Genomic DNA, 12,826 nt, shown 5'->3' with positions numbered 1-12,826 from the left:
AATAAGAGCTGGATCACCGCCAGGACTACTCATGCAAGTGCGCAGCAGCCACGATCTCTCCAGCCCGGACGACGACAAGCCGGCGCCGCCCGTGCTGCAGCTGGCCCTTGCCGGCCTGGGCTGGGGCTTGCTCACCTGCATGCTGTGTTTTGCCATCCTGTTCCTCACCAAATGGCTGCTGCCGCCCGACTACTGGGGCGCGCACACGGGCCTGACCAAGTTCAAGCGCGAAATGTCGCTGCCCTTGCTGGTGTTCTGGGTCGTCATCTATTCTCCCATCCTGGAAACCTTTCTTGGCCAGCTCCTGCCGCTGGAAATTCTCAAGCGCCTGGGCGCCAGCCGCCAGCTGAGCATTTTCATCGGCGCCATCCTGTGGGCCATCGTGCATTTCATCAGCGGCGGCTTGCTGCACGCCATTGTCGCGCTGGGCTCGGGCGCCATGTTCAGCTTTGTCTACCTGCGCTACCGCGCTCCCGGCGTGGCTGTTGCTTATGCGACGACGACCTTTTCCCGCGCCTGCAACAATATCGCCGTTCTGGTCGCCGTGTTCTATGGCCTTGATGCCTGAGTCCCATCCTTTCTGAGCAAATACGGCACCAGCGCCGCCAGTGTCACGGCCAGCCCCGCCAAGCCGCCCAGCAATTGGCGGAAGGCGGCGTCATAGCTGGCGCGCACCAGCGTTTCCTGCCCGCCCAGCAGCTGTGTTGCTTGTTGGATATCGCCGAGTGCGGCGCGGCTGGCAGCCGCCAGCACGGGCAGATCGGCAGGCAGCTGGCGCGCCAGGCCCGCGCCGATCAGACCGGCCAGCACGGCGCCCGCCAGGGCCAGCGCCACGCCATCGGCGCTGATGCGCACGGTATTGAAGATGCCCGTTGCCATGCCGGCCCGCGCTGTTTCCACCACGTTCAGAGCCATGCCGTCCATCAAGCCCCAGGGTAAGCCGATGCCCGTGCCGATAAGTAGCAGCGGTCCGGCCCAATCCGCAGGGGTGCCATGACCCAGGACCTGCGCCAGCCAGGCCAGGCCCGCCGCCGCCAGCAGCAGACCTGCCGCGCACACGGTACCGGCCTTGACCCAACGCAACAGCAGCGGCGCCAGCATGGGCACGAGCAGCAGCGGCGCGGCCAGGGCGGTCATCAGGCGGCCCGCCGCCAGCGCGGACATATTGTCGATGCCGATGAAGCGCCCCGGTAGCATGACGATGAGCACGATGAACAGGAAGGCGGGCGAGGCGGCCAGCACTTGCACTGCGACAAAGCGACGCTGGCGGAACAGGCTCAAGTCCAGCATGGGCTGCGTCGTCCTGCGCTCGATCGCGATAAAAACGCATACCAGCAGCACGGACAAGGCAACGGGCAACAGCACGGCCCCGCTGCGCCAGCCGTGTTCGGGCGCCAGCAGCATGCCCAGGGTCAACAGGGCCAGCGCGGCGCTAAAGCTGAGGGCGCCAGGCCAGTCCAGCCGGCCCTTGCCGCGCGGCGGATCGGCCGGCACCTTGCCCCATACCAGCAATATGCCAATGACGCCCAGTGCGGCCGTGGCGTAAAAGATGGCGGGCCAGCGGGCCAGTGCCAGCATGGCGCCCGCTACCAGGGGACCGAAAGCCAGGCCCATGCCAAAGGTCGTGCCCAGCACGCTCATCACGCGGTTGCGCGCCGCACCGTGGAACAATGGCGCCAGCGACGACATGGCGGCGGCGAACGCGGCCGCGCCACCGAGGCCCTGCACGAAGCGCAGCGCGGCGATCCAGGCCACCGAGGGCGCGACGGCAATGGCCAGGGTTGCCACGCAAAACAGCGCCAGCCCCGCGAGCCAGACCCGGCGCCGTCCCAGCACGTCCGTCAGGCTGCCGGCCACCATCATGGCGCTGCCATAGCTGAGGATATACGCATTGATGACCCAGTTCAGGGCGGCGGCGCTGCCGTGCAATTCTGCGCCGAGGGCGGGCAGCGCCACGGCAGGGCCCGTGAAACACAGGGGTATCAGCAGGCCCGTGAGGCAGGCGGCCAGCACTTGCAGGGAGAGTGAAAAAGATGAGGAAGAGGGCATGGAAATCGGCTCGGAGTGAAGGAGTGGCGAGTATGGCGCGCCCGTCATTGAAGAAAAATGGGCTAAACTGCCGAACATATCGGACAAAAATGTCCGCAATTGGGAATCATATGGATAGCTTGAGTGGCATCGCCATGTTTGTGCAGGTGGCCGACAGTGGCAGTTTTTCGGCCACGGGCCGGCTGCTGGGCTTGTCGTCGTCGGCCGTGGGCAAGAGCGTGGCGCGCATGGAGGCGCGACTCGGCGCGCGCCTGTTCCAGCGCAGCACGCGGCACTTGGCGCTGACGGACGAGGGCGAGAAATTCCTGCTGCGCTGCAAGCGCATCCTGGCCGAGGTGGCGGCGGCCGAGCGCGAACTGAGCGAGTCCAGCAGCGGTCCCAGCGGACGCTTGCGCATCAGCCTGCCACGCTACAGCGGCCTGTTCGAGCCGGCCATCGGCGCCTTCATGCAAGCCTATCCCGCCATCGAACTCGATCTCGATTTCTCCGACGCCATGGTCAACCTCGTCAACGACGGCTATGACGTCGCCGTGCGCACGGGCGAACTGGACGACTCGGGCTTGACGCGTCGCAAACTGTGCACGTTTCGCCGCCTGCTGGTTGCGTCCCCCGCCTACCTGGCGCGCCATGGCCGGCCCCTCGATGGCGCCGAGATGCTGCTGCACCGGCGCCTGGATTACCGTTTTCCCGCCACGGGCCGCCTGGAACAGTGGCCGCTGCCGGACGAGGCAACCCAGCCGGCGCCCGGCATGGTTTGCAACAGCGTGGAAATGCGCGTCTTCCTGGCCGTGCAGGGGCGGGGCATAGCCTACCTGCCTGCCTTTGCCGTGCAGCGCGAGCTGGCGGCGGGACAACTGGTGTCGTTGCTGGACGAGCATACGCAGGCGCGCACGGCCTTCTGGCTGCTGTGGCCAGCCAGTCGCCACCTGCCGCCGCGCCTGCGCGTGTTGATCGATTTCCTGGTGGAACAATTGCAGGATCAGGCTTTTGGCGCGCAGCCCTGACGCTTGCTTCTTCCCGGGAAGCGCCGTAGCTGCATGTGCCTGGTGCCATCGCGCGCCATGGCCGCGCAATAGTGACTATATTGATAGCTATCCTTCCCGGCGCGGGAAGGCGTTCCTATCCTGACTATTCCGACCTAGGGAGACATCATGCACAGCGTACAAAAGATTACCCCATGCCTATGGTTCAACGGCAACGCCGAGGCGGCGGCCCGGTTTTATACGGGAATATTTCCCAATTCGAAGCTTGGCCAGATCCTGCGCTACGGCGAGGAGGGCAGGGAAATTCACGGCCAGGAACCGGGCAGCGTACTGACGGTGGCCTTCGAACTCGATGGCCAGACGTTTACGGGCTTGAACGGCGGCCCTTTGTTCCAGTTTTCCGAGGCCATCTCGTTTCAGGTCAATTGCGAAACCCAGGACGAAGTCGACCACTACTGGAAGCAGCTGTCCCAAGGTGGTCCACCGGAAGCGCAGCAATGCAGCTGGCTCAAGGACCAGTTTGGCGTGTCCTGGCAAATCGTGCCCACCCTCATGATCCGCCTGTTGACGGACCCTGATCCCGTCAAGGCCGCGCGGGTGATGAAAGCCATGATGGGCATGAAAAAAATCGACATTGACGAGATCAAGCGGGCTTACGCCGGTTAGTGCGAGCCGCCGGATGGGGACGAGCGACCGCACGCCAGCGGCGCGCCCTGTCCAAGATGGCCCGCATTTGTTATAGTCCCAGCCATCTTTCCAACGCCACCTGACCCTGCCATGACCTCAAGCACCAGCAGCACCATCGCGCCCCGCACCTTCGGCACGCCCCTGTCGTCCACCGCCATCAAAGTCATGCTGCTGGGCTCGGGCGAACTGGGCAAGGAAGTGATCATTTCGCTGCAGCGCCTGGGCGTGGAAGTGATCGCCGTCGACCGCTATCCGAACGCGCCGGGCCACCCCGTGGCGCACCGCTCGCACGTGATCGACATGAGCGATGGCGTGGCGCTGGCCGCCCTGATCGACCTGGAAAAGCCGGATTTGATCGTGCCGGAAATCGAAGCCATCGCCACCGATACCCTGGCGGCGCTGGAAGCGGCCGGCCAGATCACCTGCATCCCGAACGCGCGCGCGGCCGTACTGACGATGAACCGCGAAGGCATCCGCACGCTGGCGGCCGAAACGCTGGGCGTGGCAACGTCGCCATACCGCTTCGCCAGCAGCCTGCAGGAGCTGCAGCTGGCGTGCCAGGAAATCGGTTTCCCTTGTGTCGTGAAACCCGTGATGTCGTCGTCCGGCAAGGGCCAGTCCAAGCTCGATAGCGCCGCTGACGTGGACGCGGCGTGGGCGTATGCGGCCAGCGGCGGCAGGGTCGACACGGGCCGGGTCATCGTCGAAGGCTTCATCGACTTCGATTACGAAATCACCTTGCTGACCGTGCGCGCCGTCGGTGCCTCGGGACAGATCGAGACGCAGTTTTGCGAACCGATCGGCCACTTGCAGGTGCAGGGCGATTACGTGGAATCGTGGCAGCCGGCCCGCATGGCGCCGCTGGCCCTGGAGCGTTCGCGCGACATCGCCCGCAGGGTGACGGATAACCTGGGTGGCCTGGGCCTGTTCGGCGTGGAACTGTTCGTCAAGGACGACATGGTATGGTTCTCGGAGGTAAGCCCCCGTCCGCACGACACGGGCATGGTCACCATGGCCAGCCAGGTGCAGAGCGAATTCGAGCTGCACGCGAAAGCCATCCTCGGCTTGCCTGTCAACGTGGCGTTGCGTTCGCCCGGCGCATCGGCCGTCATCTACGGCCAGCTGGAAGCGAAGGGTATCGCCTTCGAAGGCGTGGCCGACGCCTTGAGCGTGCCGGGCGCAGACTTGCGCCTGTTTGGCAAGCCGGAATCGTTCGCCCGCCGCCGCATGGGCGTGGCGCTGGCCACGGCGGACGATACTGACACGGCCCGCGCGCGCGCCGTGCTGGCCGCGTCCAAGGTCAAGCCGGTCGCGAGGTAATGGCTGGCCTGATGGTGGCCCCCAGCCTGCCGCTGGCCGACGCTGGCGGCGACGACATCAAGCGCAAGCTGCGCGGCCACATCGCGCGGCGCAACCTGGCCGGCGCCGCCAACGACTGCAAGTGGAACGAGCTGCTGGCCTTCATGCGCGGGCAAACTGAATGGCTGCCGTCGTACCGCTATGGTTCAGTGTCCGGCTATGTCTCGCGCTGGGATACGGAATGGGATTACCATCCGCCGTTCCCGTTCATGGGCGTGGAATGGTTCGACATCGGCCTGACCTCGGAAGAACACGTGGGCATGCTGCTGCCGAAGATCATCATCGACCATGGCGTGTGGATCGTGCCTGAACTGGAACGTATCGGCTTCGATTTCGAGGTGCGGGACCGGGTGGCGCGCATCTGGGGCTATTTGCCCCGCAACTATCACGACTTTCCACCCGCTGACTAATTCAAAGAGTAATCTCATGCCTGAAAACGATATCCCGCAAGTACCGCAACCGGACGACGCAGTCGTCGGCAAGGAAGCGGGCGCGCAGATGCTTGCTGCGGCCTGCGCCGCGCGCGACGCTTTTTATGCCACCCTGGGCACCATGGACGCCGACGTGCTGGCGCCGCTGGTCAATCCCGCCTTCATGGGAGGCCCCCGCTGGCCGTCACTGCGCCAAGCCTGGCGCGTGATCCGCCGGCCTGACTCGGTCATTATCGCCAGCGACGGCTTGAGCGACCCGTTCGAGGATGACGACGACGTTTTCGTCCCGCGCGGCCACCTGCTGGAAGTGTGCATCGAGGCGCCGCTGGCCGCCTTCGACGGCGATCCGGTGCAGGCCTCGTGGCTGTTCGACGTGATCTATCAAATCAGCCAGAACGTGGCCGATCATGGCTCCGTCGATTTGCTGCTGCAGCGCCACGGCAGCGTATCGATGGTGCTGGATGTGCAGGATGCGCCGGAGGGGCTGGAAGACGAGAACGAACAGGTGGGCGTGCTGCTGGCGCAGCGGGCAAGCACCATCCCGCCATTGTTCGCCACGCCATATGGGGAAGTGATGCTGCTCACCGCCACCGTGCTGCAGCCGGCCGAACTGGCGTACATCAGCGAGGCCGCCGACAAGGCGCAGTCGCGGCGCGACCTGGCCGCTGCGCTGGCTGCTTCGCCGACGGGGCATTTGAGCGTGGCCAAGCGGCCGGCCGTCATTCCCCGCTAGTTTTTTCGGCTGGCACGGCAGTTGCAGGTACTGGCGTTTCTTCCGTTTTAGGGGCTGCCTTCGCTTCTTTATCTTGAATGACGGCCGGCGGCGGATCGCGCCACTGGCCCGCCGCTTTCAGTTTATTCTTCAGCCCCGGCAGGGGAAAACCCAGCGCATAGGCTTTTTGCGCGTGCGCGCTGGCCTTGTCGTATTCCTTCTTTTTGACATACATCAGGCCCAGGTTGTACTGGATGGTGGCCTGGTCGGGCGCCAGGCGGCTGGCCGCCTCCAGCTGTTCCAGCGCCGTCGCATCCTGGCCCATGGCCAGCAGGTAGTTGCCATACACCATGCGTGCCGTCACGTCGTGCGGCGCGAAGGCGATGGCCCGTTCGAAAAAGCAGCTGACCGTATAGCGGGCGCCGACTGGCTGCGCGCTTTTCAGGCGCAAGCCCAGCCTGGCCATGGAGGCCAGTGCACGGTGGTGGTTCGGGAAGTGCTCCAATGTGTAGCTGATGTCGCCCCCCAGACTGCCCGTCATACCTTGCGTGAGCGTTTCCACGGCGCGCGAAAAATGGAATTTCTCGACCACGGACAGGCCGGAGCGGTCTTCCGCGCTCGTATAGTCGCCGCCCGGCGTGTGCTTGACGTAGGGCGGGCAGTCGGCGGCGCCGGTATGGGCGCAGCAGGCGGCGAGGGCGCAGGCAAGTATCAGGTGTTTCATGTTCTTCTCCTGTGGCTGACCTGGTCCAGCAAGTCGGCCAGGGCGTTGCTGCGGGCTTGCCGCGATTGCAGGGCGATGGCGTTGGGACTGGCCAGAGGGGCGCGTCCCTGGCGCGCCAGTTCCAGGAAGCGCAGCAACGCGCGCGCGCAGTCGGTGCTGGAATCGAGCCGGCCGATGGTGTCGATGCCGCAGTGGCGCAGCTTGGCCGCGCTGTCGCCCGCCAGGTCGGTCAGCGCCAGGATGGGCCGGCGGCAGCGCAGGTATTCATACAGCTTGGCGGGAATCTGCGCATTGCAATTAGCCGCCTGCAGCAGCAGCAAGCCGTCGGCCGCCAGCATTTCCTGCAGCGCCGCACCGTGTGGCTGCAAAGGTTCCAGGCGCACCAGGTCCCGGATGCCGTATTTCGCCAGCAGGCAGGCCAACCATGCATCGTGGCCTGTGGCGCGCAGCATCAGCTGGAAATTATGCGCCTGCAGCACGCCGTCGTGGCGCAGCCTGGCCAGGGCCTCGAACAGCGGTTGGGGATCGCGCTCGGACGGGTAGATCACGCCGCTGTGCAGCAGCAGGAAGCGGCTGCGGTGGCCGCCCGGCCCGTGCGGCGGCGCGTCGCCTTCGTCATCGTCATGGCCATTTTCGATCAGGCGGAAGCGCTCGCGCCCCACCTGCGCCAAGCGCCGCCGGTGCGCGTCGATGGCGCCCGGCGTGGTGCAGACGATGGCCGCGCTGCGCGCCGCGATGCGCTGTTCTATCCACGCATGCATGCGGTGCAGCTGCGGTTCGGTCGGATACGGCGCCAGCGGGTCGCTGTCGTCCAGCATGGGGTCGCGCTGGTCGGCGACCCAGGGCAGGCCGCTGAGTTTTTGCAAGGTCAGCGCGATCAGGTGCGCCGTGGCGATCGGGTACGTGGACCAGATGGCGTCGGGGCGGTACTGGCGGATCATGCGCAGGCCGGCCGGCACGGCGCTCAGCCACCAGGATATCCAGCGGTCGGGCAGCGCCAGGCAGCGCGGATAGCGCCCGGCGATGGCCAGGTGGCGCGCCGCATCCAGCGCCAGGGTGCGCCGCACGGTCGCTTGCGCGCCGATCCGCGCCAGCTGCGCATCGCCCCGCTGCGCATACGCGAGCGGCGCGGGGCTGAGCACCAGCGGCTGCCAGCCGCAGTCGGGCAAATGGCGCGCGAAGCCCAGGGTGCGCAGGATGCCGCTGCCGCCAGCAAGCGGCGGGAAATGGTAGGCCACCATCAGCACCCGTTTTGGTCGGGCCGCGTTCGGTCGGGCCGCGTCCGGCGTGATCCCTACCATGACTGCAGCCACCGTGCACACAGTTGTTCGACTTCGCCGCGCCAGGCGCCGCTGGCGAAAGTGTGGTTGGCGCCAGCCACCTGCGCCTGCGTCCAGTGCGCGCGCGCGGCGACGGCGCGCCACGCCACATCGCCATCGAGCAGGGCTTGCCACTCGCGCGCGCCCAGATCGTCGCCGCTGAGGATCAGGAGCACCTTGCCCTGGAATTGCGCCAGCGCCCGCAGCAGGGCCGGCGCGGGCGCATCGTCTTGCTGCATTGCCTGCAGCTGCGTTGCGGCCGCCACCTGCCGCAGCGAGGCCAGGCTGGCGCCCAGCTGCAGTCCGCCGCCAGCCAGCTTGCGCCAGAACGCACCTTGCAGCAGGCGTGGCAAATAGTAGTGGCGCAAGGTGGCCCGCGCCAGGCCCATGCTGCTGCGTACCCACGGGTTGAGCAGGATCAGTGCGACGATGCGCGCGTCGTTTGGCGCATGGCAGGCGGCGGCCGTGGCGCCATCGCACAAGCCCCATAGTGCCACTTCGCGCAGCGACGGCACGCTGTCGAAGAATTGCGTGAGCGCGCCCGCGATGTCGGGGCCGGCGGCGCGGTAATCGCGCGCGCTCCCTTCGCTGTCACCCATGCCGCGCAAGTCGAAGCGCAGCACGGGCCAGCCGTGCGCGGCCAGGGCGCGCGCCAGCAAGACAAACTGGCGGTGGCTGCCCACCCGGTACTGGGGCCCGCCCGTGATGATCAACACGCCGCGCGGCCCTGGTGCGGCGGGCAGGCTGAGGATGCCGACCATGCGCGCCGGCGCTTCGGCGTCGTCGGCCGCGCTGCGAAAGCGCAGGGGCAGTTCGCGTACGCTGTGCCCTGCGAGGTGCTGCTGACTGCTGTCGCGCTTCATGGCCGCGTCCTTTCCTCGCCGAGCCAGTCGTGGCACAGTTTTCGCGTGGCGTCCAGCAGTTGCGGACACGCCAGCAGCTCGCCGCTGTGCCAGAACGGACCGTCGCCGAAGCTGGCCACATGCACGGCGGCGCCATGTTCGCGCCACTGGCGCGCCAGCGAAGGCACTGGTGCGCAGGTTTGCTCCGGTGCCTGGTAATTGAGCCAATAGACAGGTACCGCGGGCAGCAGCGCTGCTGCGCTGACGCCATCGATGGCCAGCGCCAGTTCGGGCGCCAGCAGGTAGCCGGCCACTTCCACAGCCTCGCCTTTCGCCAGTGTGGCGCGTGCCTGGCCGGGCACTTCCCGCGTGCTGCTGGCCAGCATGCTGGTGGCCAGGCGCAGGCGCAGGAAGCGGTCGATGCTGCGCCGTCCATCGAGTTCCGGTTGCCAGAGCAGCAAACGCGCCAGGGGCAGCGGCGCGCGGCTGGCGAAATCGAGGGCCAGCAGGGCGCCCAGGCGCAAGCCCCACACGGTCAAGGGACCATCGACCCGCTGCGCCAGCCACGCGCAAGCCAGGTGCAGGTCGTTGTGCCAGATGTCCCAGCGCGCCTCGCCGAAGTCGCCGCTGCTGTCGCCGCAGCCAAACAGGTCGATTTGCAGCACGCTGTAGCCAGAGGAGGCAAAGGCGCGCGCCTGCGCGGCAGCCACGTGGCGACTTTTATTGAGTTCTTCCGTAAATGGATGCACATAGAGAATGCCGCCGCGCGCGCTGCGGCCCGGCGGCGGCAGGTGCAGCAGGCAGTAGCGCTGTCCGCCGCTGGCGGGCTGGAAGAATGGCAGCAGCGGCAGCGCGTCGATGGCGGCGCTGTTCATGGTCGCAGCTGTGCAGACACGAAATCATGCAGGGTGCCGACAGTGGCGAAGTGGCGCGCGTGGATGTCGTCGTCGGCGACAAAGATGCCGAAATGGTCTTCCAGCGCAGCGATCAAGCCGATCACGGCCATCGAGTCGAGCTCCGGCACGCTGCCAAGGAGCGGCGTGTGGGCTTCCAGCGCGCGCCCGTTCAAGCACAGCGTGGTGTCGAGGATGTATTTTACTGCTTCAAGATGCGGCATGTCAGCTCCAGGGATGGGTAGTGGGGCAGGCGGCTGGTATCGAAGGCCAGGCAGGGAACATCGTCGGGCCGGCGCGACAGGTAGAGATACGGCGGCAGGCTGGCGGCCATCCATTGCCAGTGCCCGCAGCGGATGAACGTGGCCGTGCCCAGCGGGTGCGTGCCCAGGCGCGCATGGGCGCCCAGCGAAGCGCGGTTGAAACGCGAAATGCGGCTGCACGACCAGCGCACGCCCTGCGCGTACAGCACGGCGTTGGCTTCTTCCCACAGGCGTGCGAAGACCAAGCCGCCCCGTTGCGCGGGATGCACCCACACGTCCAGGTCCCACGAAGACTGTCCCGACGCCAGCGCATAGCGGGCGCGCACCTCGTCTTCCTGGCAGCCGTGGCGCAGCAGCCAGATCCAGCCGGACATGCATGCCGTCTTCTCGTCTTGCGCGCTGCGCGCGACCAGGCATTGCGCGCCCTGGCGGTAGCGCTCGCGCAACGCGCCGGGACGGCGCTCGGGACCGGACGGCAAGTCCGCCTCCGCCAGGCAGGGCGTGACGGTGATCGACTGGCCGCGCCCGCGGCACAGCGAGCCGGGCGCCACCGCTTGCGCCACGAACTGGTAGCGGTGCAGCGCGCAGCGCCCGCCCGGCACCATCGCCAGCAGCCGCGCCAGGGCCAGCCAGGCGCTGTCGCACCAGCCCAGCTGGCGAAGGCTGGCGGCAAGCCGTTGCAGGCGGGGGGAATGGAGGAAATGGACGAAGCTGGCCATGGCGCTCAAGAATGGGACGGCTTTGCAGCCAACGCTATTCATTAGAGCGCAGCGGCCAGCGGCGGTCTTGCGCCGGCTCAAGCTGTGTTGCTGAAACTGTTAATTGATCAAAATCAAGACCGTTGTGGCCGTTTGTCTGAATCATAGGGGAATGCATGGCAATCATGGCAACCCGGGAGCGAAACGATGGCGACACTGATACACGAGCTGATCTTCGACGCGGCGCAGCGCGCCCCCCATGCGCCGGCGCTGTCGTGGCAGGGCGAGGAAATCAGCTATGCAGCGTTGGCGCAATCCGTGCGCGATGGCGCAAGCACTTTGCTGACCCTGGGCTTGCAGCGCGGCGCGCGCGTGGCCGTGTACCTGGAAAAACGCCCGGAAAACGTCAGCGCCATGTTTGGCGCGGCGGCTGCCGGCGGCGTGTTCGTGCCCGTCAATCCGCTGCTCAAGCCGGACCAGGTAGCGTATATCCTGGCCGATTGCAACGTGGTCATCCTCGTCACATCGCGCGAACGCCTGGCGCGGCTGGGCCCTGCACTGGCCGCCTGCCCGGACTTGCGGACGGTGCTGTTGACGGGCGAACTACCGCCGCAAAACAGCCTGGACGGCGTACGGCTGCTGCCGTGGAATGGCGTACCCGCGGGCGGCGCGCCCGCGCCCGAACCCCTGTGGCATACGGTAATCGACACGGACATGGCCGCCATCCTGTACACCTCGGGCAGCACGGGGCTGCCGAAAGGCGTGGTGCTGTCGCACCGGAACATGCTGGCGGGCGCGCTCAGCGTGTCGTCCTACCTGCGCAATACGCCGCAAGACCGGATCTTGTGCGTCCTGCCGCTCAGTTTTGACTATGGCCTGAGCCAGCTGACGACGGCATTTGCCAGCGGCGCCTGCGCCGTGCTGATGAATTACCTGCTGCTGCGCGACATCGTCGAAGCCGTGGAGCAGGAGGCCATCACGGGATTGGCCGCCGTGCCGCCCCTGTGGGTGCAGTTGTCTCAGCTGAGCTGGCCCCTGTCCACGCCCTTGCGCTACATCACCAATTCGGGCGGCGTGATGCAGAGATCCACGCTCGACCGTCTGCGCCATGCGCTACCGCGCACCCAGGTCTACCTGATGTATGGCTTGACGGAAGCGTTCCGCTCCACCTATCTGGCGCCGGAACAGCTGGAGCGGCGTCCCGATTCCATCGGGCAAGCGATTCCCAACGCGGAAGTGCTGGTGCTGCGCCCCGATGGCAGCCTTTGCGACGCCGATGAGCTGGGCGAGCTCGTGCACCGTGGCGCGCTGGTGGCGCTTGGCTACTGGAACGATGCGGCGCGTACGGCCGCGCGCTTCAAGCCGCTGCCGCCGCAGGCGAGCGGCCTGGTGCTGCCGGAACTGGCCGTCTGGTCGGGCGACACCGTGCGCCGCGATGCGGACGGCTATCTGTACTTCGTGGGCCGTAGCGACGACATGATCAAGACGTCCGGCTACCGTGTCAGCCCGGCCGAGATCGAGAAAGTCGCGTATGCGAGCGGGCTCGTGGGGGAGGCTGCCGCGCTGGGCCTGCCCCATGCCGTGCTGGGCCAGGCTATCGCCTTGCTCGTCACGCCCGCGCCGGGCGTCGCATTGCTGCGCGAGAGCGTGCTGGCCGCCTGCCGCGCGCGCCTGCCCAGTTATATGGTGCCGCTGTGGGTGGAAATCCGCGACGGCGTGCTGCCGCGCAATCCGAACGGCAAGATCGACCGTCCCTTGCTGGCCAGGGAACTGGCGCGCGCGGGTGCGGTCCAATCAGGAGACGCGGCATGAATGGTCCCGCCATGAAAGACGCCCATTTGAGCAGCCCCGATAGCGCGGAAAGCC

General features: G+C 66.8%; 14 protein-coding genes. 7 read left to right on the top strand and 7 right to left on the bottom strand.

The genetic code is table 11. From position 1 onward, the window contains the following. Positions 1–31: 31 nt before the first annotated feature. A complete protein-coding gene (locus C8C89_RS18305; RefSeq protein WP_133991594.1) occupies positions 32–568 on the top strand; it encodes a CPBP family glutamic-type intramembrane protease in 537 nt (178 codons plus the stop codon). Here the strand turns inward: C8C89_RS18305 and C8C89_RS18300 are convergent. Then, entirely contained in the window at positions 550–2,049 is a 1,500-nt protein-coding gene (locus C8C89_RS18300) for an MFS transporter (protein WP_133991591.1), read from the bottom strand. The genes C8C89_RS18305 and C8C89_RS18300 overlap by 19 nt on opposite strands. 110 nt (positions 2,050–2,159) lie before the next feature. On the opposite strand from C8C89_RS18300, the gene C8C89_RS18295 reads away from it, so the two are divergent. The 5 genes from C8C89_RS18295 (at position 2,160) to C8C89_RS18275 (ending at position 6,242) form a co-directional block, all read left to right on the top strand. Beyond that, positions 2,160–3,053: a LysR family transcriptional regulator gene (locus tag C8C89_RS18295; RefSeq protein WP_133991589.1), complete on the top strand. Its 894-nt coding sequence runs from the start codon at positions 2,160–2,162 to the stop codon at positions 3,051–3,053. Positions 3,054–3,197: 144 nt separating this feature from the next. Further along, positions 3,198–3,698, top strand: a complete 501-nt coding sequence (locus C8C89_RS18290) for a VOC family protein (RefSeq protein ID WP_208327796.1) — start codon at positions 3,198–3,200, stop codon at positions 3,696–3,698. 111 nt (positions 3,699–3,809) lie between these two features. Continuing rightward, positions 3,810–5,039: a formate-dependent phosphoribosylglycinamide formyltransferase gene (purT, locus tag C8C89_RS18285; protein ID WP_101481216.1), complete on the top strand. Its 1,230-nt coding sequence runs from the start codon at positions 3,810–3,812 to the stop codon at positions 5,037–5,039. Further along, entirely contained in the window at positions 5,039–5,488 is a 450-nt protein-coding gene (locus C8C89_RS18280) for a DUF6678 family protein (protein ID WP_243858085.1), read from the top strand. Before purT ends, C8C89_RS18280 begins: the two co-directional genes overlap by 1 nt. 16 nt (positions 5,489–5,504) lie before the next feature. After that, on the top strand, positions 5,505–6,242 hold the full coding sequence (locus tag C8C89_RS18275; protein ID WP_133991587.1) for a hypothetical protein: 738 nt from the start codon (positions 5,505–5,507) through the stop codon (positions 6,240–6,242). Here the strand turns inward: C8C89_RS18275 and C8C89_RS18270 are convergent. From C8C89_RS18270 to C8C89_RS18245, 6 genes are read right to left on the bottom strand one after another with little or no spacing between them, the layout of a single operon-like run. Continuing rightward, on the bottom strand, positions 6,229–6,945 hold the full coding sequence (locus tag C8C89_RS18270) for a tetratricopeptide repeat protein (protein WP_133991585.1): 717 nt from the start codon (positions 6,943–6,945) through the stop codon (positions 6,229–6,231). The two genes, C8C89_RS18275 and C8C89_RS18270, sit on opposite strands and share 14 nt — an antisense overlap. Further along, positions 6,942–8,246: a glycosyltransferase gene (locus C8C89_RS18265; RefSeq protein WP_243858083.1), complete on the bottom strand. Its 1,305-nt coding sequence runs from the start codon at positions 8,244–8,246 to the stop codon at positions 6,942–6,944. Before C8C89_RS18265 ends, C8C89_RS18270 begins: the two co-directional genes overlap by 4 nt. Next, entirely contained in the window at positions 8,240–9,127 is an 888-nt protein-coding gene (locus tag C8C89_RS18260) for a hydrolase 1, exosortase A system-associated (protein WP_133991582.1), read from the bottom strand. The genes C8C89_RS18265 and C8C89_RS18260 overlap by 7 nt, the downstream gene beginning before the upstream one ends. Then, positions 9,124–9,981, bottom strand: a complete 858-nt coding sequence (locus C8C89_RS18255; protein ID WP_133991580.1) for a hydrolase 2, exosortase A system-associated — start codon at positions 9,979–9,981, stop codon at positions 9,124–9,126. The genes C8C89_RS18260 and C8C89_RS18255 overlap by 4 nt, the downstream gene beginning before the upstream one ends. Continuing rightward, positions 9,978–10,223, bottom strand: coding sequence for an acyl carrier protein (locus C8C89_RS18250; RefSeq protein ID WP_101481221.1), 246 nt, complete (start codon positions 10,221–10,223; stop codon positions 9,978–9,980). Before C8C89_RS18250 ends, C8C89_RS18255 begins: the two co-directional genes overlap by 4 nt. Next, positions 10,202–10,981, bottom strand: coding sequence for a hypothetical protein (locus C8C89_RS18245; protein ID WP_101484532.1), 780 nt, complete (start codon positions 10,979–10,981; stop codon positions 10,202–10,204). The genes C8C89_RS18250 and C8C89_RS18245 overlap by 22 nt, the downstream gene beginning before the upstream one ends. 186 nt (positions 10,982–11,167) lie before the next feature. On the opposite strand from C8C89_RS18245, the gene C8C89_RS18240 reads away from it, so the two are divergent. Next, on the top strand, positions 11,168–12,772 hold the full coding sequence (locus tag C8C89_RS18240) for an acyl-CoA ligase (AMP-forming), exosortase A system-associated (RefSeq protein WP_133991578.1): 1,605 nt from the start codon (positions 11,168–11,170) through the stop codon (positions 12,770–12,772). Positions 12,773–12,826: the final 54 nt, after the last annotated feature.

This window comes from Janthinobacterium sp. 75 (genome assembly GCF_004365495.1).
In the GTDB taxonomy this organism is placed as follows: domain Bacteria; phylum Pseudomonadota; class Gammaproteobacteria; order Burkholderiales; family Burkholderiaceae_D; genus Janthinobacterium.
Note: the sequence above shows the minus strand (reverse complement) of the source record. Positions and strands in the feature narration are given on the sequence as shown.